Below are 23361 nucleotides of genomic sequence, written 5' to 3'. Positions count from 1 at the left end.
GGGCTATAATTGCGCCCGCGAATGCCTCTAACCTCTGGCACGAAACTCGGCCCCTACGAAATCCAGTCACCCCTGGGCGCTGGCGGCATGGGAGAAGTTTATCGCGCGCGGGACACTCGTCTCGAGCGCGATGTCGCGATCAAGGTCCTGCCCGCTAACCTTTCCTCCGATCCGAACCTGAGGCAGCGGCTGGACCGCGAAGCCAAAGCCGTTTCCAAGCTTTCGCATCCCCACATCTGCACCCTCCACGATATCGGACACCAGGATGGGGTGGACTTCATCGTCATGGAACTGGTGGACGGCGAAACGCTTGAGCACAAGTTGCAGAAGGGACCACTGCCGCCAGACCAGACACTTCGTATCGGGGCGCAAATTGCCGACGCACTCGCCAAGGCGCATAAGCTGGGATTCGTCCACCGCGATTTGAAACCCGCTAACGTCATGCTGACCAAGTCCGGAGCCAAGTTGATGGACTTCGGTCTTGCCAAGCATTCTGGCCCGGCGCCTCTTGCCGCCGCTCTCACTGAGATGACGGTGGAGAACGCCAAGCTCACCACCGAAGGCATGCTGGTGGGAACGTTCCAATACATGGCTCCCGAACAACTGGAAGGCAAGGAAGCGGATCATCGCGCCGATCTTTTTGCGCTCGGCGAATTGATTTACGAAATGGCGACTGGCAAGCCCGCGTTCAGCGGCAAGAGCCGTGCCAGTTTGATCGCTTCCATTCTGACGACAGATCCCCCGCCCATGGCTGCATTACAGCCCATGACACCGGCTGGACTTGAACGAGTCGTCAAAAAATGCCTGGCCAAGGATCCTGAAGACCGCTGGCAAAGCGCCAGCGATCTCGCCGAACAGTTGAAATGGATCGGCGAAGGTCCACAGGCAACGGGTGACAACAGTTCTGTTGCCCGGGGAACATGGAATCGCGCCGGTTGGGTGATGGCCGCGGCATGTCTCTTGCTGCTGATCATCGGAAGTGCTCTCTGGTGGAAGACGGCACATCGGCAATTGCCCGCGATGTATTTTCACGCGGCCGTTCCATTTGCCCCGAACGACGTCGCCTTGTCGGCCGACGGTCGCATGCTGGCCATGGTTGGGTACTCCTCCACGGCGAGCGATTACATGTTGTGGACCTATGAAGTGGGCAGCCGCAAGACGATTCCCCTGGAAGGCACACACGGAGCGAGCTATCCCTTCTGGTCGCCGGACGGGAGATCGCTTGGATTCTTCGCGGCCGGAAAGCTCAGGAAGATCGATGTCTCTGGAGGACAGGTCCAGGTATTGTGCGACGCCCCGAACGGCCGCGGCGGTGCCTGGAATCGCGAGGGTACCATCATCTTCTCGCCCGACGCTTTGGGGCCTTTGCTTCGGGTGCCGTCGGCGGGAGGCAGTACAACGCAAGTGTCAAAGGTCGACACCGCTCGTTCCGAGGTTGGCCATCGCTGGCCCGTGTTCCTGCCGGACGGAAAACATTTCCTTTACCTGGCCGCGAATTTCAGTGGCAGGCCGGGTATCAACGCAATTTTTGTCGGATCGCTCGATACCAGCGAAAAACGTTTCATCGTAAGCGCCAGTGCCAACGCGTTCTATTCCGATCCCGGCTACCTCTTGTACATGCGTGACAAGACTCTGGTGGCACAGTCGTTTGATTTGGGGAAATTCGTGCTGACCGGTGAGCCGCATACGATCAGCGACGAGGTTTTGTATTTTCCCCAGGTCTACCGCGCCGCTTTCAGTGTTGCCGGCCCCGAGACACTGATCGCACAGACCGGAAGAGGCGTCTACCTCTCGCAGTTGACATGGTTTGACCGCAGCGGAAAGCCTGCGGGAACTGCCGGCAAGCCCTCCTGGTACAACAACGTTCAGCTCTCACCCGACGGGCGCAAGATCGCCACCGACCAGACCGATCAGGATGGCCGCAACATCGACGTCTGGGTGCAGGATCCGGCTCGCGATGCCACGACCCGACTCACTTTCGATCCCGCGTTGGATACAACTCCGGTCTGGAATCCCGACAACAAGCAGCTGGCATTCAGTTCCAACCGCAGCCTCAACTTCCGCCTGTATCGAAAGAATGCGGACGGCTCCGGCGCCGAGGAGGAGATTGCGCAAGCGGGGGAGAGTGCATTCAATTCGCTGGACTGGTCGCCTGACGGCAAGTCCATCCTCACCCGGCGGAGTAATGAATTGTGGTATCTGACGATGCCGGAGCGCACGCAGAAGCCGCTCGTCCAGGGATGGGTTGTAAAAGGCGCACAGTTCTCTCCCGATGGCCGATGGGTGGCCTACGCGTCGAACGAGTCAGGTAGCCTGGAAATTTACGTCACTCCCTTCCCGGGCGGGAACGGGAAATGGCAGGTCTCGAGCGGCGGCGGTTCCGAACCAAGATGGCGAAAAGACGGGAAGGAATTGTTCTTCTTGTCGCAGGACTCCAAGATGATGGCAGCGCCCGTCTCGATGGGCGCAAGCTTCGAATCGGGCTCTCCCGTAGCGTTATTTCAAACGCACAGGCGGCAACCAATCTCCTCGCAGGACACGTATTCCTACGCCGTGAGCGCCGACGGACAGAGATTCCTGATCGCGACCCAGATCGACGAATCCAACGCCGCCCCGCTCTCCGTCCTACTCAACTGGACGTCGGCAATCGAGAAGTAACGAGCGCCGCTTCCCTGCTATTTCTTCCCGACACTCTGCGTGACGGAGCATTTGCCTTCCGACTCGCTGACCTGGATGACCAAGTGGCGCGTGTCCTTGGTGGCGGAATACATGGTCATTTTTTCCGCTGCGACCGTGGCATCGCTCTTCCATCCGCCGTCGGCAAGCGCTTTTTTGTAGAAGGCAACAGTTTTGTCGAAGCTATCGGGAGATTCGATAATCAGGCTGGAACCGTCCGTTGCAGAAGTGGCCATGACGATCTTGGCGCCGCTGACCACTGGAACATCTTTGGGATAGTCGTCCGGAAGCTTGGTGCCTTCCGAGGCAATGGTCATTTTTGCGCCGTTGTCCCCGGTGACGGTAACGGTCGACTGGTTCCCGTTTTCTTCGACTTTTACGTTTCCGTTGGGTGTGGATACGGTTTTCGAGCGGCTACAACCCGCCAGCAGAATGGCAAGAGACACGACAGCGATTCGATGTGTGATCATGGCGCCCCAAAGTCTACATGCTCGGGCACCAGCCATCAACACTGACGACGAGAAAATGCTGGGAGCCGCACGCAAGCCGCGCACCACATGCGATGCGTTGCTTGCGGCAGGCTCCCGAGCCGTCAATCGTCAGTTGCTTGTCGTGTAGCCGTGTGTCCGGTTGCTCGAGTCCACGTACCAGCCCACAACTTGGCCCGAGTCATTCAGGTTGATGGGATTGGTCTGCAGCGCTCCGGGAATATTCGTCGTCGTGTAGGTGCCGGAAATCAGCGAGAAACCATTCGGTGTGTTGGACGGCGGGATCCAATAGTTGCCGACAATTTCACCCGGCACATTCACGCCAAACGCAACCGTCGGATTGCCAGGGAAATCGATTTGACTGAACTCCCCATCCTGATACAGGTAGCCGTGGTCGAAGGTGGATCCGCCATCGGTACCGTATCCGCCGACAATGCTGAGCCCGTTGAAACTGACTCCCAACGCCAACGAAGCTGACGCCCCGGGATAATCGAACAGCGTCAACGGGCCATCAAATGCGATGCAACCGTGAAAATTGAATTCGGAGTCGGTGCAGAAGCCTACTAAGTCTCCGAAGTCGTCAATCGCGGTGGGGAACGTCTGGTAGCCCGGCCCGATATCTACCGTCGTGAACTCGCCTCCACTAAGCACGAAACCGTGGCCGTGGCCCTCCCAGTCGTTGTATTGGCCGGCGATATCCCCGTGATTGTTGATTCCGGAGGCTACACTCAGCGAACTATCCGGAAAATCGATGGTCGTAAATAGACCGTGGCTCAGAAGGAATCCGTGTGTACCTTCGCCGTCATCGATGTAAGCACCCACCATATCGCCGGCGTTGTTGATCCCGTACACGAACGTGGCTGTGGCTCCGGGATAGTCAATGGTCGCAAAAGCCGTGCTGGCTTGCGCGTCGAAATGCAGGCCGCGCGGCCAGCAAATGCGTTGCACGCAACCGAATCCAATGGAAAAATTCGAACCGGCAGGAATTCCGTTGCGGAGATTCAGCCCCCTCACTCCGGACAAGACAATCTGCGTCGCACCATTGTCGAGCGCGGTCACGGTGCAAATAAGGAATACGGTCTGCTTACAAGTCACGTCCTCGGCGGCCACACCCGTTTCGGTGAGGGTTAGCGCGGTCCAGTCTTGTCCAGATGCGTTGTTGAACTGTAATGGCGTGCCGCCATTGTGATTCACACTAAAGGTGAAATGCGTTCCTACCGGTAAGCACCCAGCGGGAGGACACTGGGTGGGCGCTCCGCCCGAACCGGTGCCGTGAATGATGATTTTTGGATCGTGGTTTACCGCGAGTGCAGCCAGCGAACACAGCGCAAACACCGCTGTCAGGGCCAGATTTCGGATGTTCATCTCATTACTCCTCATTGACTTTCGAGCGCGCGAGTATAGCTCGTTTCGAGAAGCGAAAACAGTATGAGAGGTTTTGCACTGTTAGTGCACGAATTTAGTCCGATTACTACGTTGAGCCGTTACGGAGCAGTGGGCCGGCACTTACTGAATTTTCGACTTAGTTCCGCGGCGCGGGCGTTTTCAATTTCAGGAGCGGATCGCCAAACAAAAGGTAAGTCTTGCGGACGTCCTTGGCTTTGATACCGGACTTCGCTTGCACGAATGCATCGCCGAGTGTCGGAGCAATGTTCTGCATCAGGGCCTGCACCAGCTTGCGATCGAGTAGAGCCTGGGGCTGCGCATCCGTCAACGCCGAGGACGATATGACGGCTACCGCGCCGCCCTGACTATTGAGGAGTAGAGCCTCCGACAAGCTTTGCGTGTAGACATCCTGGAAGAATCCGTTCAGACAGTCAAAGGTCAGGAATACCGGCAACCGGGAACCGTTCGTGAGCGCGGCGGCCGACGTATCATCCAGCAGCGTGTCTCCGGACCAGACTTGAACCGAGCCGTGGCCAAGGTAATTCACCAGCAGTTGTCCAGCGTTGAGCGCGTTCTGCACCTCAGCGCGCGCCGTGTCAGGATCGAGATTGCTGGTAATGATCTGGGTCGCCTGGATCGAAGGCGGCAACAGCGCGGCAATCTTCTGCGTGTCGGCGGTGAAATCAGCGGTGTCGTTGCGGTCGGCGACGAGGAGCGCCTGGCCGGTCCACGAACCGGAGTCATTTCCAGTTTCGTAGTTGATGATCTTGGACACGACGGTGCTCAGGTCTCCGGCGGTGCGAACCGGCAATCGACCCGTAGCAAGCGACGGCAACCCAGTGTTATTGAAGTCGGAGTACCAGTCGTCCGAAGCAGTCATCAACCCTGCGGTCGGAATGATGCGTGTTGGAACGAAATCGAAATCTCCAAAACCCAGGAAGTTGCGCGGATCGATGGATGCATCTCCGGTCAGGAGCAGATACTTCGGCTTGGTGGTCCAGTTTTTCGTCGCGGTTTGCAGGAAGTCGCGGATCGCCTGCGGATTGCGTTCGCCAAAGCTGAATTCGTCATAGATGTCGTCTGTAAGAACGACCGAGACTGTGCGGCCCTGTTGACGGCGTAGATCGGCGAGCGGAGCAATCCCATCCGCAAGCGATGGATGCGCTATCACAACGACCTGGGCTCCCGCTTGCGGGCTGTGCCACTGCGATGGCTGGTTCGCCACCAACTGCGCCGCCTTGGCGATCTGGCTCGCTCCGAGCGCAAGAAGCGTATGTTTGCCAGAAGGCGAGAAGGGCACTTGTACCTGCACCGCGTAAGAACCGTCACCACCCGACACCATGCGTGTCGCCAATTCCACGGGCTTTGTGGCCGCCGTGATGTCGAAGACGCGGACCGTCGTTTCCTGGAAATTCGCAATCTGCAACGGCGTACCGGCTCGCGTCGTAAGCCTGAGATGATCGTCGTCCGCAGCGACGCTGCGTGGATAGGTAATGGTGATGTGGTCTACCAGGCTGATATCGCTGTCGCCGTCCTGCGCGGTGAGCGTCACCGTATTTGAATCCAGCAGCAAACCTGGCGCCAGGTTCACGACTAGTTTGCCCTGCGTCTGTCCGGAGAACGCTATGCGTCCGAGGTCGAGACCATTCAGTGCGACCTTCACGTTGTGTGGTACGCCGTCTCCAACGCCCTGGAGTACCAGCTCGAAGCGCGGAGACGAATTACCGCTCGCCGACACATGCGGAGTCGCAATCGCCTGATCAATCGGTGTGGACGAAACCAGCGCGCCGAAGAAGTTGTTGTCGGCAGAATTGATGAGCGCCGCGAAATAGGTGGAGCGCTGGCGGAGTTCCACGGTTTGCGTAATCTGCTGCGGATAGTTTGATCCACTTGGCAATTCGTTGAAGCTGCCGACACGCAACCCAGCCTGGTCTCCGGCAATCAGCCAGTAGGCGCGTGTGCCCGTGAAGGGCGTGTCCATGCCGGTGGCGTAGAACTCGATCGCCGCCATCGAACCAAATTGTCCGTTATCCGCGCCGGTAACCAGAATCGGCTGCTCCACTGCCTCGGCGAACAATCGCAGCTTGCTCGCATCAGCGTTGCCACTCCATCCTGCCGCGACCAGTTCGGGCTGCGTAACTCGGTACCAGCCTTCGTGGTCAACCATGATCTTGACCGCGAAATGCGCGGCCAGATCGAATTGCAGGTCCGACTGCCCGGGTGCAGGCGCACCCAGTCTCTGCGCATTCTCGACCACTCGACTCGCAGGAGCAGCGGTCGCCGTACGCGATGCAAATTCACTCATGGTCGGCGAGGCAACAGCGCGCGCCGAAAATCCTGTCAGGCTCGCGGTCACCGGGCCGTGGAACGTGCGCTCCCCATTGAGATCCACATCTTCCAGCCAGTAAGAACTGCCCGGACTGGCCGATGGATCGATCCACACGTAGCTCTTACCGGCATGTTTTTCCAGATAGCCGCGCATCATCAAAGCCGATCCCGCCACCAGCGTGGGATTCAGGCGCACGCGTTCGCCATCCTGCTCGCGATACACATTGAAGCCGAGATTGTTCAGTTCTCCCGCCGTCTTCCAGCGCATTACGACGCCCTGGGAAGTTGCCTCGGCGGTCAACGATTGCAGATGAATACCTGTGGGAGCCGTGACCAGCGTGGTCGCACTAGCGACATTGTTTCCGGCAGTACCATCGGTCTGATCGGCAGTCACCATCGCCGAGTTGGTTACGACCGTCGAACTCAGAGGCGTAACCACGATACTGATGGTGGCGGTCGCCGCGTTCGCCATCGTCAAGAGCTGGCAGGTGACGGTGTTGGCTGCCTGCGAACAACTCCCGACATTGGTGGTCGCCGAAATGAATTTCAGCGATGACGGCAACACGTCAACGGCGGTCACGTTGGTCGCGCTGGCAGGTCCGTTGTTGGTAACGATCAGCGTGTAGGTCAGCAGATTGCCCTGATTCACCGGACTGGGGGATGCCGACTTCGTGATCGAGACGTCGGCGCTGGTTCCAGTGCCGACTGTGACGGTCGCAGTCGCGCTGTTGTTGCTCCCATTCGGATCGCTTGTCGCCGCGCTCACCGATGCTGTGTCCGAAATAACTGTGCCCGAGGGCGTGCTCGCGTTCACCTGCACGACCAGCGAGATGGGCGAACTCGCAGCCGCAGCCAACGTAGCGAGCGTGCAGGAGACCGTGCCCGTGCCGCCGACCGCTGGAGTCGAGCAAGCCCATGCACCCGCCGCTATGGACTGGAACGTTGTGTTAGCGGGGATCGTCTCCGTGAAGGTCAGAGTGTTGGAGGCCGCGGGCCCATTGTTCGTAACCGTCTGCGTGTACGTAATGTTCGAGCCTGCCGGGACGCTGCTGGCGCTGGGCGTGTTCGTCACTGCGAGATCGGCTTGCCCAGCAGTCGCTACCGTCGTGGTCGTGGTGGCCGTGTTGTTCGCCGTATTGGTGTCCGTGGAGGAACTGACTGAGACCGTATCGGTGATCGTCGTTCCCGCGGCCGTACCTGCATTGACCTGAACCGCAGCCGGGAAGTTGGTGGTCCCCGGCGCGAGGCTGGCAATCGTGCAAGTGAGCGTTCCCGTCCCGCCAACCGGGATGGTGTTGCAGGCCCAACCGACAGGCGGAGTAAATGTCTGGAAATTCGTGTTCGCTGGAATCGTTTCGCTGAATGTCACATTCGCAGCGTTGCTTGGGCCGGGATTGGTGAGCACTTGCGTGTACGTAATGTTGTTGCCGGCAATCACCGGATCAGGGGTGTCGGAATTCGTGATCGACAGATCCGCACTGGTCCCCACTGCAACGGTGGAACTGGCACTGTTGTTGCCTGGATTTGGATCCGGCGTGATGATCGAGTTGATCGCGGCGGTGTCGGTAATCAGGGTCCCCACGGGAGTGTTGCTGTTCACTTTCACCGTGAGTACGAATGTGGCGGTGGCCGCGTTGGCCAGCGAACCAATGTTGCACGTGATCGCGCCAGTTCCGCCCACAGCAGGAGTAGTACACGACCATCCAGCAGGAGTCGGTAACGAAACGAATGTTGTGTTGGCAGGAGTCGACCCGGTGAATGTCGCAGCGGTCGCAGTGCCGGGACCACCGTTGGTCGCGACTTGCGTGTAAGTAATGTTGTTGCCAGCCGTCACCGGATCGGGCGTGCCTGCGTTCGTCACTCGGAGATCGGCTTGGCCGGCGGTTCCGACCGCGATGTTGACCGTTACGGAATTGTCTCCGGGCACAGTGTCCCGGGTGGTCGTGGTCACGGTAGCGGTATCCGCGATAATCGTGCCGGCCGGGGTACCCGCATTCACTTTCACGACTACCTGGAAGTTCGTTGTCGTAGCCGGAGCGAGTGTCGGAATCGTGCAATTGATATTGCCCGTGCCGCCCACGGCGGGGAATGTACAAGTCCACCCTGGCGGAGTCGTGCCTGAAACGAACGTAGAATTTGCTGGGACGGTCTGGGAGAAGCTTACGGTTGAAGCGTTGCCCGGTCCCTTATTGGCGACTGTTTGAGTGTAGGTGATGTTGGCACCGGCCGTGATGGGAGAAGGCGCACCGGAGTTCGTCACCGTCAAATTCACTGCAGCTAGAGCAGTGGTGTTTACGGTCGTCGTGTTGTTTGCGGCGTTTGGATCGCTGGTCGCCGATGTGACAGAGGAAGTCGCCGTGAGCGTCGTATTGTTCGCTGTCGCCGCGTTCACGTTGACCGTCATGCTGATGTTCGCAACCGATCCCGCCGCCAGGCTGACCGCCGTGCAAGTCACCGTGCCCGTTGCCCCGACCGCAGGTGTAACGCACGTCCATCCAGCAGGCGGTATTACCGACTGGAACGTGGTGTTGGCGGGCGTGGCCTCGGTGAAACTCAACGACGTGGCCGTAGCCGGGCCGTTGTTAGTGATCACCTGGTTGTAAGTGAGATTGTCCCCGGACAGCACCGATCCCGATGGCGTCGTCGTGGTGCTCAACGTCACGTCGGCCTGCGTCGCCGTTGCGACCACGTCGGTGACGGTCGCGCTGTTATTCCCCGCGTTGGGATCGTTCGCAGCACCCACCGTAGCGGTGTCAGTGATGACGGTTCCTCCCGCCACGCCGACATTCACTTTCACCTGCAGTTGGAAATTGCCGGTGCTGCCCGCCGCAACACTTGGATTGGTGCAGGTGACATTGCCCGTGCCGCCCACAATCGGCGTGGAGCAACTCCATCCAACCGGGAATGTGTAGGCTTGAAACGTCGTATTGGCAGGCACCGTATCGAAGTACGTCGCCGTGGTGGCCGCCGCCGATCCGGTATTGGTCACCACCTGCGTATAGGTGATGTTGTTGCCGACAGTTACTGGATTGGGCGATGCCGCATTGGTGATAGAAAGATCGGCTTGCGCCGTCGTGCCAACGATCGTGGTGACGGTCGCAGAATTGTTGGTCGCTGTCGGATCGGAAACGCCTGAACTTGCGCTTACGGTGTCCGTGATCACCGTTCCGTTCGGTGTTCCGACATTCACTTTCACGACAATCGTAAAGACCGCGGGCGTGCCAGGCGCCAGATCCGCGTTCGTGCAAACAATCGTTCCGGTTTGCCCAGGATTGCTGCAGACCCAACCCGCCGGAGCTGTGATGGTCTGCAACAGCGTGTTCGCGGGGATCGTTTCAACAAACGTAACGCCGGTTGCGTCGCTCGGCCCGCTGTTGGTGACCGTTTGCGTATAGGTAATGTTGTTGCCCGCTATCACCGGATTCGGTGATCCAGAATTCGCGACCACCAGATCGGAGACTGACGTGACGGAAGCGGCAACATCGGTCGCCGTGTCGTTCAGGAGATTGAGTTCGCCACCACCGGAAACCGTCGCGCTGTTGACCACAGTGTTCGGAGCCGACTGGCTGACTGTTCCATTGATGGTGATCGTCGGATAGACCGCGGCGGCGGCGAGTGCGTCCGCCCGGATGCAGCTAACGGTCTGCTGAGCAACCGCGCAACTCCATCCTGCGCCGCTGGCTGAACTGGGAACGACGCCCAGAGGCAACGTATCGTTCACCGTTACCAGGCCGGTGCTCGCGCCGAAGGTGCCGACGTTGCTGACCACTACCGAGTAAGTCACCGCGCTGCCACGAACGAAGCTGCCCGCATGGCTCTTGCTGATGGCCATATCCGGGATGCAGCCCGCGCCCGATTGCGTGCCCGATCCCTGCGCAATTTGTGCGTTCGTTACGGCGATGCCGCTACTGCCAGCGGTCGCGCCGTAAGCCACGCCCGGATTCAAAGTAATTCCATTGAGTCCGCCGGTTACGCTGATCGACCCAGCACCGGTCAGGTAGACTACACCGCCACCGCCGCCGCCACCAGGTCCGTGACGCTGATTGAGTGCGAACGCCTGCGCGGTCCAGGAATTTCCACCGACTCCTCCGCGAGCCTGCACGGTAAGGCCACCCTCGCCGCCCCCGGCAGACAGGACAACCACCGTTCCGCCCGCGCCGCCACCACCGCCCGCATCATTGAGAGTGCCGGCATAAGCAGTGGCTCCGTTTGCAGTGAGCGTGGCCGTTCCGGTGAGGCTGCCCGCACGAATGAGAATGAGGCCGCCGCCCGCGGCTCCGCTGCTTGCCTGATTGTCGCCATCGGAGTTATTGCGCGAGCCACCGCCACCACCTCCGCCCAGGCTGATCCGGCTCAATGTTGATGGGAATGTAGCGCCGCCCAGGCCGCCGATGCCGAGGGTGCTTTGCCAACTGTCGCCGCCGGACCCGCCAATTCCGCCATTGCCGGCGCCACCACCGCCCGCATTTTGCTGATTGACGACCTGATCGCCGTCAGTCCCACCGCCGCCCGCATTGGCCGGCGCGCCGCGCGCCATACCACCGTTCGGATAACCGTCCGTTCCAGTACTCAGGAAAGAACCTGCCGACTGCACCCAGAGCGGAGTCCCAGCAGCGCCTTCACCTTTGCCACCGTCCACACCCGCAGTAACCGTGCCCGTATAGGTTGCCGGGGAAGTGTGCACATAGTCAGTGTTCGCGCCGCCGACGCCACCGTTTAGCTGCAGGGCGCCAGCGCCACGGAACCCCAAGCCATCCACACTGACGGTCGCGCTGTTCAGAGTGAGCGCTCCGGCGATGTCAAGTACCAGCACGCCGCCGCTTGTCCCGTCCCACGCGGAAGCCGTCAAGGTGCTGCTGAGTGACGCCGTGGCGTACTGCGGCACGCGGATCACCTGGAATGTGCTCTTTCCCTTCGTGCCGGTGGCCGCAGCAATCGTGTAGCTGTAGATCAATCCGCTGTTGACGCCGCTGCCGGCAATCGGAATCGCGCTACCGGCGATCGGCCCGGTTGCTTTGACGAACTCGTAGTTCCCCGCATTGTTGATGGTTGTAAATCCTGCGCCGGTTGCACCGTTGCCGTAGCTGGCAGTGTTGGTGCTGTTGATGCTGGCGTCTTGCATCTGCATTACGAGCAGCAAGTCTCCGGCTGCGATCGTGGCCACCGCGCCCCGCGCGGTGCCCACAGGAATCGTCGTATTGGCGGTGCCCGCGGTCACACTGGCCGTCGCCGGATAGTAGGTGTTCACCACTCCGCCCAGGGTTCCGCCATTCCCCAAATTGGCGGGACTGGCGCAAGTGTTGCTCTGCACGACTCCCACGGCGGTATAGGAATTGTTCCCTGTATTCAGATCGGGCTGCGTCGCTGTCACCGACGCGGTATTGGCATAGAAACCGATCGCCGCCGCACTGGCCACCACGGTCACGGTCGCACTGGCGCCTCCGGCCAGCGAGCCGAGAGGGCAGTTGATCGGACCGGTGCCCGAGCAACTGCCCTGGCTGGGCGTTGCGGAAACTAGTACAAGTCCGGCGGCGAGTGTGTCCGTGAGCGTGACACCAGTCGCCGTTGTTGGACCGTTGTTGGTAACCGTAATGGTGTACGTGAGATTGTTGCCCAGCATGGCGGCGCCGTTCTGAACCAGCGTGACGCCAACATCCGCCTGCAGAGGCTGCACGGAAGCGCCCGCCACCGACCAGTTCGTCGCCGCACTGAATGTCTCAGACATCGGAACGCTGGCGGCCCCAACGTTGGTGCTGCCAAAGCCTTGCACGTCGGACGCGCCGTTGTTGGTGGAGTTCAGATTCCACTGTTGCGTTTGCGAAGGACCCTTGGTGATGGCGGACGTGGCCGCAGCCGCGAGTGTGTCAAATACGATCTGGTTAGTGCCGCTCGGAATATCAAGCTGAGAAAAATTTCCAGCCGCGCCGTCGTTCGAAACCATCGCACTGAGCGGGAGCGTCTGATCCACTCCAGTAAATGTCATGGCCCCCGCCGTCACACCAACGCGTGCCGCAATCGGGAGGTTCACCGAGACGATGACATTCAGGTTGCCAACTGCGGGTGCGACCAGATACCAGATTTCGACCCTGCGCGTGTTGCCGGCATCGTTGTGAATACCCAGCTTGGTGAGCGCCACGGCGTTGTAGGTCACGCCGGTCACGGTCGCGCCGGTGTTGCCGGAGATATTCATCGACACGCCCACCACCAGCAGCCGGTTGGCCACGTTGGCGGTGTTATGAGCGAATGTAATGTTCGTGTTGCCCGCGGTGTTCGGCCGGGCTGCTCCCGTGGTAACGGAATCGAAGACGACTTGCGCTTGCAGCAGGGTGCAACTGGCGACGAGTACGAGGGCGCTCGCGAACAGTGTCAGCGATCGGCGCCAGCGCCTCCCTTCCCTGATCAGTCGTTGGGTTAAGAAGTGAAGATGCGCTCGCAGGCGAGACCGGGTACTGAGCACAACGCGTCCAATAATGTGTTGCGCAGAAATTGGCGGATCACTTTCCTGGCCGGCATCACCGCGCGTGAGGAAGCAATCGCGGGTGAGGTCCTTGAAAATGAGGCGATGGGCGCGCAGTCCGCGTGGAGTTTTTGCAACCACAATGTCCCCGACGCGAAGGCGCTTGGGCGGTACGCTTTCCACACGCAAATTTTCGCCATCCTGAATCAGAGGCAGCATACTCCGTCCTCGAGCCTGAAAACGGACATGATGGCCGCTGGACAGCAGTCCCCGGCTCAATTGCTCGAACAATACGGAATCGCCTCGTTGCTCAGTCGTGGAACTCACAGATTGTCTCCACTGCGCTCGGTTGAGGAACGAATTGGAAGCGGTAGCAGGGCAGCGTATCGACCAATTCCTCGAGCAACGCCAGCACCGGATCCACGAATCGCGATTGATAGAAGGGAGTGAAGCTGCGCGCCAGCAATTCGCCAACCGCAGTGCTGGCCGAAAGCCGCTCGATTCGATTTTCGCGGCCATGCTCCAAAAGAAAGATTCGCCGCAACGGAGCCCGACTCGGAGACGCAAATTCCGCCTCGCCATGCCACGGGGTGCCGTGCATCATGAAATTTCCGGTCGGGCCGCGCCGCACGATGATGCGGTCGTCACTCAGGACTTCGGTGGGACCGTGCTGCGTCCACAAGCAAGCTGTTGTGCTCTTGCCGGCGCCCGAGTGGCCGACAAAGAGAAACGATTCCCCGTTCCCCCGAACCAGGCCACAGCCGTGCAGTTCGACGCCACGGCCCAGGCTCAAATGATGCGTGACCAACAGTTCGTCCAGCGGGTATTCCAAAGCACGGCTGGCATCTTCCGAAGTCAGGCATTCCTGATTGAGAATGACGCGCGCAGTTTGAAAATTCCTGTCGACCAGCAATCGTTTGTACGGTCTGGGGCCAAGACGTTCCGTGATGAAGTCGAACAGAAAGCCATCGCCGAATTCGTAGACGCTCCACAAGCAGCCGGAGTGAAACAGTTCGCGCCCACTAGCGGGCTCGATCGTGGAGCTCCACTCCACCTGTAAGTCGATATCGGAAAGCTCACTTTCGGAAGCAAACGGCAGGAGTTGCGGACCTAGATCAACCGACTGCGGAGTGTCTCCGCGCACGCTCACCGTGATCCCAGCCACCGCGAAACGGCTGCGATACTGAGCCAGGAGACTCGGGGCCAGTCCGTCTGCGATCCATCCATGGTTGACTGCAAGACTCATGTTCAAGATCCAATCGTGCTGCAATGCAAGGTGGAGCAACTCGCGGCCACCGGCCCGGCCGAACTACCGATCTTGCAATTGCCCAGCACCGCCTCTTCGGGGCGAAGGTTGATCGCCAGCACCCGAGGTGGTTCGTAGGGCTTCTTCGGTATTCCGGGCTCTTGATTCAGTTCCATCATTCGATCCGTGCCCTCAATGTCCCGTCCCGCAGCCACTGCAGGCGGTTCGGGGAGCAGCCTGGTTGAGAACCGGGAAAACCGGTACCGATTCCATCCAATCCTCGACGTTCGTTTCTGCCGACCGGATTCGCGCCGCCGCTTCGCGGACTCGCACTTCTCCTGCTCCGGTGCAAAATTCGCAATCGCCGTGGGACGGAGTTTCCAGGCCAAGACTGGCGGCGCGCAGATGAGCCGCTTCGCAAAGAAACGCGACCGGACTCTCCTTGTCGCCATTCTCAAGTTCGCCATTCGCGGGACACATTCCGCACAATGACTGAATCTTGCACTGCACGCACTTGGTGGGACGCGCCCGTTTCTGCGTACGCACGGCCAGCAGGAATTTCTCCCAGCCTTCGCGCACGCTTCCCTGACGGATGTCGTAGGTGTCCTGCTGGGAAATTACGCAGATGCTCATGCGCCCGTAGGGATCGATGGCAAACGACTTCATCCCGCCGCCGCAGAAATACACGGTGTCGATCTCAGCCAGCGCCGGCGGACGCGCCAGATCTTTTTCCACCAGCGTCCGGTATTCCTCAGCCGCTTTCGGCGAGTGCATGTCGAGCGCAACCACTTCTTCCGGCGAAAGCCGCACTGCCAGCGGACTCTGCGAGCAATCAATCCGCGGATTGATCTGCGCATCAAACTTGAACTCCAACCCCAGATCATCTTCGGCAAAGCGCTTCATCGCGAAGACTTCGTGCTTGTTGATCGTGGTGGGGACGGTTTTGAGTTTCAACGGCAATCCCCGCTCGCGCAGCAACTCGATCCCGCGCAGGCAACGCTCGTAGGATCCTGGAATCTGTGTGAGCGCTTCGTACGTCTTCTTGGTGCGTCCGTAGAGAGTGATCTCAATCGCGAACGGCGGATATTCCAATAGATAGTCGGCGATCCGTTCATTGATCAGGATTCCATTCGTAAAGAGCGTGATCAGGAATCCTTTTTGCTTCGCGTAGGTATAGATCTCGAGGAAGTCATTGCGCGCAAATATTTCTCCACCCGAATACAGCAGCCAGAAGGCACCGACATCCACCAGTTGATCGATCAGTTGAAAATGCTCTTCTTTGGTGAGTTCACGATTGCGAGCAGCCAGATCACCCATCGGCAGATTGTTGTAGCAATGCTGGCATTCCAGGGGACAGCGACGCGTCACTTCAATCGATACTTCGAGAGGCGCACGCTCCCCGAAATAACGTTGATGAAGCGACTGGCTGAACGCTCCGTAAGACTGGGTATTCATCGCTGCCCTCTGCCCAGCCCAACTGATGGCCCCATTCCACTCCCCCTGAAAATGTCGGCGGTCGATAGTCGCTAGCTGCAGATCGCAATCACTTAGCGACTAACGACCAACGACGGTTACGATCCCTCTCCCAAATAGGGAGTCAGCTCTCCACGGCCGATAGCAATCCTGCTGCCTGCATTTCCTGCACAAACTCATCCGCATCCCGCCAGGCGTCACCCTGTTCCACATCGAACGATTGACAGAGAACGGAAGCCAGTTCCTCAAGCGAACGGGGCTTTTCCAGCGCTGCCCACAACACGGATCCTGATTCGTTGAAGCTGTAAATTGAGGCCAGATCCCCGACCTTGCCTCGGATCGGAACGACCAGAGTTTCACCCGATATTTTCCGGGACACGACCGCGTTTGAGCGGCGGTACACGCTCAACTGAGTTGCTGGAATCGCCAACGGCTGTATATCCATGAAAGTGAGAGATCCCTAATGTTTACTTTCACAGAACGAGTGGATGGTGCCAAGCGGCGAATCGCGGAAGGTGTCTTATCAGTAACTAGTTGCAATAACAGGGAGATGTGCGATTCCCAACACATCGGAAGCGCTTCGAGCGGTGCGCTTCGCGTCTTGATCACCTGTTGCAGACCGTGACTCGATGCCGGCGCCGCCGGCCAACTCGATCGTGCATTTCTGTTCTAGAATTGAGAGAGCAATCGTGTTCGACATCCACTCTCACATCCTGCCCGAGGTTGACGACGGTCCCAAGTCCTGGGACGCCGCCATGGAAATGTGCCGCATGGCGGCGGCAGATGGCATTACCCACATGGTGGCGACGCCCCACGCGAACGATCGCTACGCGTACGACCGCAGCTATCTGCAGGCGATTCTGGGACAGCTCCAGGCCAAAATAGGGCCGACGTTAAAGCTGAGCCTGGGTTGCGACTTCCATCTTTCCTTCGACAATCTGGAGCGCGCGCTGGAGCAGCCGCACAACTACACGATTGGCGATACGAATTACCTGTTGATCGAACTCAGCAACTTCAGTATTCCGGCGCAAATTGCGGATTGCTTTGTCCGATTGGGCGATCGTGGGCTGCGGCCGATCCTCACCCATCCCGAACGCAACCCGATTCTGCAGCAGACGCCGCAGCGCGTCCTGGAGTGGGCGGAGCAAGGCTGCCTGGTCCAAGTCACCGCCTCAGCGCTGACCGGATCATGGGGCGAACGTCCGGAGATCATCGCACGCTGGCTGCTGGATCGCTCGGCCGTTCATTTCCTCGCCACCGATGCACACGACACCAGGCGCCGGGTTCCTATCCTTTCCGAAGCTCGCGATCTGGCGGCTGAACTGGTTGGAGTCGAGTACGCGGCGGCCCTTGTGGAGAGCAATCCCGCAGCAGTCATTGCGGGAAAACCCATCCCTTACTCTCCACGGCCGGTCTTGGACTAGTCAAAATACAAGTTGGTTAACAATCAGGAAGAAGTTCTCGCGGACCTGCGATTCTCAATGCTGCGGACGGGGTGAGGTGTCGCTAGAGGGTGCGGTGGCATCGGCAGGTGCGTGCTTGGCCGGCGCTTTGGCATCGGCAACCGGACTGGTAGTCATCGCGGTTTCCGGATTCAGCAGGTGATCATGACTCGGACCGAGGCCGAGTTTAATGAGAGCGCGGGAGTCTGGCACGGACTTCGATTGCCATCCCTGGTCGGCCTGGTAACGCCGCAGCGCGGCTTGGGTCGCATCGTCCCATTTGCCGGAGGGCTCGCCTTCCATGTAGTGCTCGCGAACCAGAGCTTCCTGAATCTTCTGCGCTCGTTCCGACTCAATCGCCTTCTGGCCCCGCGTTCTTGCGCTCTTGCCTTTCGCTTTTGTCCGCGAATGCTTCCTGTGGCTGGATGACTTCGCCGTAGAATGGCTCGCGCTCGTCGAAGAGTGACTGGCTGTCTTGGTCGATTTCTTCTTCGTTGTAGTAGCCGACGACAATGGCGCGGACGCAACCACGGCTCCGCACAGAAGCGTGATCAGCCCATTCCGGATTGAAGAAGAAGTCGGCATCTGAATTTCAACTACTCGATTCCGCCCAAAAGACAACCGGCGAAACTAGCTGCATGATAGCCCCGAACCGGGGGTGCAGCGCCAGTCTCGCCGGTGTGCCGTAATGTTACGGAAGTGTTCCGGCCAGGAAGATCGTTCCATCCTGTGCCCGCGAACCACGCGGCCGAACCAGGAACACCATATCCTGTCCACTCTTCATCGACGACTCGATATTCGTGAAATCGTCAGCACTGTTGACAGGCTGTTTGTTCACTTCGAGGATCACATCGCCCCGGTTCAAACCGACATCCTCGGCGAATGACCCTTGCTTCACGTCCTGGACGACCACGCCTTTGTTGGCGGGAATGTTCAGGCGATCCGCAATTTCCGGAGTGATCGCGCGAACCGTAATTCCCGTCTTGCTGGGCTTCGGTTCTTCCGCGCCTTGCCCTTCCTCTTCATCGCCTAAGCGGGAAGCGAAAAGCTTGGAGCGGTCTGCGATCGTAACGGTGGTGTCCTGCTTCTTTCCGTTGCGGACAAAGTTGAGCTTCGCCTTTGTCCCAGGCTTGCGGGCGGCGATATCTGCCACCAGTTCGTCGCCCGACTTCAATTCTTTGCCGTCGACGGAAGTAATCGTGTCGCCGATCTTGAGGCCAGCGGTTTCCGCGGGACTGCCGGCAACCACGTTCGATACGGTCACGCCCGATCCGTAGATGCGAGCAATCGCCGGATTCGGTTGCGCTGCGAACTCGATACCAATCGAACCACGCGAAACGCGGTGGTCCGGTCCAACCAGCTGGTTGTAGACCTGGGCCACGGTATTCGAGGGCATCGCGAAACCAACGCCTGCGTAGGAACTGGTTTCCGTGAGGATCGCGGTGTTGATGCCGATCACCTCACCATTCATGTTGACAAGCGGGCCGCCGGAGTTACCCGGGTTGATCGCAGCATCGGTCTGAATGAACGACTGGAACTGGCGGTTGGGGACAATGTTGCGTCCCTTCGCGGACACGATTCCCGCAGTCACCGTTTCCTGCAATCCAAAGGGACTACCGATTGCCAGCACCCAGTCGCCAACTTCCATGCTGTCGGAGTTGCCGAGCTTTGCGACGGGAAGAGGGCGATCGGTTTCGATCTTGATCACAGCCAGATCCGTTTCCTGGTCCATGCCAATCAACTTGGCATCATGGCCCGGCGCGGCAGGCGGTTCATCCTGCAACTTCACGCGGATGCGATCGGCTTTTTCGACCACGTGGCGGTTCGTGACAATGTATCCCTTGGGGTCCACAATCACGCCTGAACCGAGTGAACGCTGGCGAACGTTGCCACCATCGGCTCCGCCCTGGCCGCCGAAAAATTTATCAAAGAAATCCTGGAAACCGCCGTTGTCGTCGCCGCCACCACCCTGATCTCCAGGATCGGCCTGCGGAGCGCGTCCGCGTCGCTTCGGGCTTTTGATCGTCGATTCGGTGTTGATGTTCACGACGCTCGGCTCGAGTTGCTTGGAAATCTTCGAAAACTCATTGGCATGCTGCTGCGCCGCGGGAATCGTCAAAGGAGTGGCATCGGACCCAGTCTGCCCCTCTTTGCCTTTTACCCCAGACGAAACAATCGTTCCAACCAGAATGCCGACAGTCAGTGTCGCCAAAATCGTGAGGGTGTACGCCCAGCGCTTGGCCTTGAAGCGCACCCAAAAGGCGCTTTCGCGCGATTCCATTTCTTTCCTCCTGAAAATACGTGCCTTAACGCATTATACCTTCGCACAGAGTGTGCCCCGTAGAAGTGTATTGGTTGGTTAGACGCACAAAACCCTCTCCGCGTTAACATCAGTTCTCAGTTGCCAGTTCCCAGTTCTCAGAAAATGCCCGGTTGATTGGATTTTCACTGAGAACTGAGAACCGGCAACCGAGAACTGTTTTCTAGAACTTAACCGTAATCAGCGCCAGGAATAGCCCCGTATATCCGGCGATCACAAGGATGACAAAAATCGCAGCAAAACTGAGGGCATTCAGGATCCCAAACGGCCGTTGCACGGCTCCCAGCGCCAACTTCCAGAGCCCCAGGCCGCCCGCCACCCCAAGGACTGGGAGCAGCACGAAAGCGATCAGTTGCGCATGGGCAATCCTGGGGACAACCAGCAGAAACATGACAGCAGGAAGGAAACTCAAGGCCGGAACGACCGCCAGCGGAGCCCCGATGTAAAACGCCCGCTCCCGTTCCTTCCAAGTCATATAGGGATGCAGAAGTGAAAAGTGAAATTGACGAAGCTGGACTCCGAGATTCCGGAAGCCTGTCGCCTCTCCGGATTGTACTTCTGCAATCTGACTTCTTACTTCTGACCTGTCTTTTCAGCTTCGAAGACCGTCTTGCCGCCCACTACCGTGCGGAGAACTTTCGTTTCGAGAATCTTGGCTGCAGGCACGGACGTGATATCGCGATCCAGAACGACGAAGTCGGCGAGCATTCCAGGCTCCAGCTTGCCTTTTTGTTTCTCGGCAAACTCTGCGAATGCCGACCCCATTGTGTACGCGGCGATCGCTTGCTCGATGCTGATCTTCTGCTCGGGATAGTAGGTCTTCTTGCCGCTTTCGTTCTGCCTGGTCACCGCCACATACAGTCCACGGAAGGGCGTCACCGGTTCGACGGGATAGTCTGTTCCGAAAGCGAGCACAACTCCTCGCTTCAGGAATTCCGCCCAGGCATAAGAATGTTCCGCCCGTTTCGTTCCCAGGCGCGACTCCGCCCAGTTCATATCGGTCAGCAGGTGACTGGGCTGCATGGAGGCGATTACTTTCAGTTCCTTGAAGCGCACTATCTGCTGCGGCGAAGTGACCTGGGCATGCTCAATGCGCAGGCGATAGTCATTTCCACCGTCGGCGCCCTTCACCTTGTTTTCTTTTGCGAACTTCTGCGCATCCGCAAAAGCATCCAGGGAGAGTTGCGCGGCTTGATCCCCGATCGCATGAAAGCCCAACTGGTAGCCGGCGAGCACGCGCTCCGAGGCCATCGCATTCAGCTTGGCGGCGTCGTATTGAGGCAGGCCCGAATTCTTGGGATCGTCGTTGTACGGCTCCAGCAACGCAGCAGTTTTCGCTCCCAGCGAGCCGTCCATCATGCCTTTCAGCATGCCGGTATGCAGCATGTTGTCATTGGCTGGATGAGAACTGCGCTTGCGGTTCAGGCTCTCCAGGGAGTCGCTGAACGGCAACCACTCTGAGATGCGCGCGGTTAGCTTTCCTTCCTTTTCAAGCTCTTCGTAAATCTTGAAATCTTCCCAACTTGAGTTGTCCTGCGCGGATGTAACGCCGTGGCTGGCCATATCGGCCAGAGCGAGTTCAATCGCCTGCCGTAGTTTGTCGTGGCTGGGTTTGGGAATCACTGTCCGGACCGCATCCCGCGCCGTTTCCCGCAGAATTCCGTTCGGCGTTCCCGCTTCGTCGCGATCGATCTTCCCTCCGGCAGGTTCTTTGCTGGCTACGGTAATGCTGGCCAGTTGCAGGGCGCGCGTGCTGGCGACTCCAACGTGTCCATCCACGCGATCCAGATAAATGGGGTGGCCGGACGCGACCTCATCGAGGTCCCAGCGCGTGGGCATGACCTTGACCGGCCAGAGAGTTTCGTCCCATCCTCCGCCCACGATCCATTCTCCGGGCGCGGCTTTCGCCACTCCGGCGAGAACGCGGTTGCGGAATTCGTCCAGAGTCTTCGTACCGAGCAAATTCACGTTCGACTTTTCTTGCCCGGCGTGAGCCATATGGACATGCGCGTCATTGAATCCGGGCATCACGAAGTGGCCCGCCAGATCGACGATCTTGGTGTCCGGCCCCTTGGTCTTGAGAACTTCCTCGCGAGATCCAACCGCAAGAATGCGATCACCGCGAATGGCCACGGAGTCCCCCCGCTGGGTAGCGGCCAGGGAAGTTGGATCCATGCTGCCCGTATAAACGTTGCCGTGCGTGAAGATGATGTCAGCCTTGGGCTTGTCCGGCGCGTTCTGTGCGGACACGCTCACGACCAGGCTTGCGGCGAGTATCAATACAGTTCGCATTATTCTCCACTTCCGGCCAGTGTGAGCATTGTAAGCAGGATGCGTTTCAATCCAAGGTCTCTTCCGTTACAGTCGAACCATTCTTGCAACGTGTGCGCACCGCCACCCGCGCCGCCTCCGCCGATGGCGATGGCTTCGCGGCCCAATGAAAGCGGGATATTTGCGTCCGTGGAAGCACGCTGCACCTGAGCCGTGTTGCCGAGATGCGCATCCACCGCACGAATGACTTTGAACACCCGTGCATCGGTTGCAAGTTCGCCCGCCGGCCGGTTCCCGATCTCGACCACTTCACTGTGCACTGCCTGCGGTTTCCGCATGGCATTTTGCGATGCATCCTCGTTTTCCATTTTGACGGCCCGCTCGAGCGCGCGACGTAGTGAGCCTTCAAGCCGGTCGATCTCCGCCATGGACGTGGAACGCAAATCGACCCGCATGCTGGCGGATTCAGGAATGGAATTCACCGACGTCCCGCCTCGGATCACTCCCACATTAAATGTCGTCTTGGGCGACATGGGAACCGGAGTTTCGCTGAAGCAATCAATCGTGCGAGCCAGCACAATGATGGGATTGGGCGATCCAAAGTCGCTCCACGAGTGCCCGCCCGGACCGCGGACGATTACTTCAAAACGCCGGCTGCCGAGCGCCTCCGCGACGATGGTGTCGGAACCGGCTCCGTCCACCACCACGCTGTAGGCAATCGCCTTGTCCCAGCGAGGCGTCGCAAATACGTGCCGCATGCCGCGCAAGTCGCCTTCGCCTTCCTCGCCAACATTTCCGATAAAGACAAACGGCAGGGCGTGCGGAATCCGCGCCGCCTGTAGCGCATGGGCAATACCGAGCATGGCCGCGATGCCCGCTCCGTTGTCGGAGACCCCGGGCCCGAATAACTTGCTTCCCTGTTGCCGGATATTCAGTGGGGTTGTCGCGGGAAACACGGTGTCGATATGTGCGCTCAGCGCGACGTAACGGCTACCGTATCCGGGATGGATCGCAAAAACGTTTCCCACCTTGTCGACTTCAACGTCGCTCAGTCCGATCTCGCGAAAACGGTCGGCAAGCCACGTACTGCGAGCCGCCTCGCCAAACGGGGGTGCCGCGATTCGCGCCACTTCCATCTGATAGTCAGCCAGCCGCGACTCATGGGCGTGCAGCCATGCGAACGCAGAACGCACCTCCGACAATGCAGACAGACGCTCGACCTCGTGCTGCACTGACGGATACAAATCGGAAGCGGCTGAGTGGGACGTCAAATG

General features: G+C 59.1%; 13 protein-coding genes. 2 read left to right on the top strand and 11 right to left on the bottom strand.

The window, feature by feature from the left end:
- Positions 1–21 precede the first annotated feature (21 nt).
- A complete protein-coding gene (locus HY010_04765; GenBank protein MBI3475021.1) occupies positions 22–2658 on the top strand; it encodes a protein kinase in 2637 nt (878 codons plus the stop codon).
- Positions 2659–2675: 17 nt separating this feature from the next.
- On the opposite strand, the gene HY010_04760 is transcribed toward HY010_04765, so the two are convergent.
- The 6 genes from HY010_04760 to HY010_04735 all read right to left on the bottom strand — a co-directional run bounded on the left by HY010_04760 (position 2676) and on the right by HY010_04735 (position 16499).
- Entirely contained in the window at positions 2676–3146 is a 471-nt protein-coding gene (locus HY010_04760) for a hypothetical protein (GenBank protein ID MBI3475020.1), read from the bottom strand.
- A gap of 129 nt (positions 3147–3275) precedes the next feature.
- The gene (locus HY010_04755) at positions 3276–4529 is read right to left on the bottom strand and encodes a hypothetical protein (GenBank protein MBI3475019.1); all 1254 of its coding nucleotides are present in this window, start codon (positions 4527–4529) and stop codon (positions 3276–3278) included.
- A gap of 157 nt (positions 4530–4686) precedes the next feature.
- Positions 4687–13662, bottom strand: a complete 8976-nt coding sequence (locus HY010_04750) for a DUF11 domain-containing protein (GenBank protein ID MBI3475018.1) — start codon at positions 13660–13662, stop codon at positions 4687–4689.
- The gene (locus HY010_04745; protein ID MBI3475017.1) at positions 13646–14581 is read right to left on the bottom strand and encodes a hypothetical protein; all 936 of its coding nucleotides are present in this window, start codon (positions 14579–14581) and stop codon (positions 13646–13648) included. Before HY010_04745 ends, HY010_04750 begins: the two co-directional genes overlap by 17 nt.
- A gap of 192 nt (positions 14582–14773) precedes the next feature.
- Positions 14774–16036 carry a radical SAM protein gene (locus HY010_04740; protein MBI3475016.1) on the bottom strand — a complete coding sequence of 421 codons (1263 nt, stop codon included), beginning with the start codon at positions 16034–16036 and terminating at the stop codon, positions 14774–14776.
- A 142-nt stretch (positions 16037–16178) separates the two neighbouring features.
- On the bottom strand, positions 16179–16499 hold the full coding sequence (locus HY010_04735; GenBank protein MBI3475015.1) for a PqqD family protein: 321 nt from the start codon (positions 16497–16499) through the stop codon (positions 16179–16181).
- A 244-nt stretch (positions 16500–16743) separates the two neighbouring features.
- Here HY010_04735 and HY010_04730 point away from each other — a divergent pair, with 244 nt between their 5' ends.
- Positions 16744–17478, top strand: coding sequence for an exopolysaccharide biosynthesis protein (locus HY010_04730; protein ID MBI3475014.1), 735 nt, complete (start codon positions 16744–16746; stop codon positions 17476–17478).
- A gap of 54 nt (positions 17479–17532) precedes the next feature.
- On the opposite strand, the gene HY010_04725 is transcribed toward HY010_04730, so the two are convergent.
- The 5 genes from HY010_04725 to HY010_04705 all read right to left on the bottom strand — a co-directional run bounded on the left by HY010_04725 (position 17533) and on the right by HY010_04705 (position 23223).
- Positions 17533–18081, bottom strand: coding sequence for a peptidoglycan-binding protein (locus tag HY010_04725; protein MBI3475013.1), 549 nt, complete (start codon positions 18079–18081; stop codon positions 17533–17535).
- A gap of 106 nt (positions 18082–18187) precedes the next feature.
- Positions 18188–19777: a Do family serine endopeptidase gene (locus tag HY010_04720; protein ID MBI3475012.1), complete on the bottom strand. Its 1590-nt coding sequence runs from the start codon at positions 19775–19777 to the stop codon at positions 18188–18190.
- 202 nt (positions 19778–19979) lie between these two features.
- A complete protein-coding gene (locus tag HY010_04715; GenBank protein ID MBI3475011.1) occupies positions 19980–20291 on the bottom strand; it encodes a hypothetical protein in 312 nt (103 codons plus the stop codon).
- 98 nt (positions 20292–20389) lie between these two features.
- The gene (locus HY010_04710; protein MBI3475010.1) at positions 20390–22108 is read right to left on the bottom strand and encodes an amidohydrolase; all 1719 of its coding nucleotides are present in this window, start codon (positions 22106–22108) and stop codon (positions 20390–20392) included.
- Positions 22108–23223 (bottom strand): M20/M25/M40 family metallo-hydrolase, encoded by a 1116-nt coding sequence (locus HY010_04705; protein ID MBI3475009.1) that lies wholly within the window; start codon positions 23221–23223, stop codon positions 22108–22110. Before HY010_04705 ends, HY010_04710 begins: the two co-directional genes overlap by 1 nt.
- Positions 23224–23361 lie beyond the last annotated feature (138 nt).

It is taken from the genome of Acidobacteriota bacterium (genome assembly GCA_016196065.1).
GTDB lineage: Bacteria > Acidobacteriota > Terriglobia > Terriglobales > Acidobacteriaceae > Acidiflorens.
This window is presented reverse-complemented; position numbering and strand designations above follow the sequence as displayed.

What these genes read in the sequence shown, in the direction of transcription:
- HY010_04765 (MBI3475021.1), top strand. Translation starts at nt 22, where the DNA reads ATGCCTCTAACCTCTGGCACGAAACTCGGCCCCTACGAAATCCAGTCA.
- HY010_04760 (MBI3475020.1), bottom strand. Translation starts at nt 3,146, where the DNA reads ATGATCACACATCGAATCGCTGTCGTGTCTCTTGCCATTCTGCTGGCG.
- HY010_04755 (MBI3475019.1), bottom strand. Translation starts at nt 4,529, where the DNA reads ATGAACATCCGAAATCTGGCCCTGACAGCGGTGTTTGCGCTGTGTTCG.
- HY010_04745 (MBI3475017.1), bottom strand. Translation starts at nt 14,581, where the DNA reads ATGAGTCTTGCAGTCAACCATGGATGGATCGCAGACGGACTGGCCCCG.
- HY010_04740 (MBI3475016.1), bottom strand. Translation starts at nt 16,036, where the DNA reads ATGAATACCCAGTCTTACGGAGCGTTCAGCCAGTCGCTTCATCAACGT.
- HY010_04735 (MBI3475015.1), bottom strand. Translation starts at nt 16,499, where the DNA reads ATGGATATACAGCCGTTGGCGATTCCAGCAACTCAGTTGAGCGTGTAC.
- HY010_04725 (MBI3475013.1), bottom strand. Translation starts at nt 18,081, where the DNA reads ATGCCGACTTCTTCTTCAATCCGGAATGGGCTGATCACGCTTCTGTGC.
- HY010_04720 (MBI3475012.1), bottom strand. Translation starts at nt 19,777, where the DNA reads ATGGAATCGCGCGAAAGCGCCTTTTGGGTGCGCTTCAAGGCCAAGCGC.
- HY010_04715 (MBI3475011.1), bottom strand. Translation starts at nt 20,291, where the DNA reads ATGACTTGGAAGGAACGGGAGCGGGCGTTTTACATCGGGGCTCCGCTG.
- HY010_04710 (MBI3475010.1), bottom strand. Translation starts at nt 22,108, where the DNA reads ATGCGAACTGTATTGATACTCGCCGCAAGCCTGGTCGTGAGCGTGTCC.
- HY010_04705 (MBI3475009.1), bottom strand. Translation starts at nt 23,223, where the DNA reads ATGGAAGTGGCGCGAATCGCGGCACCCCCGTTTGGCGAGGCGGCTCGC.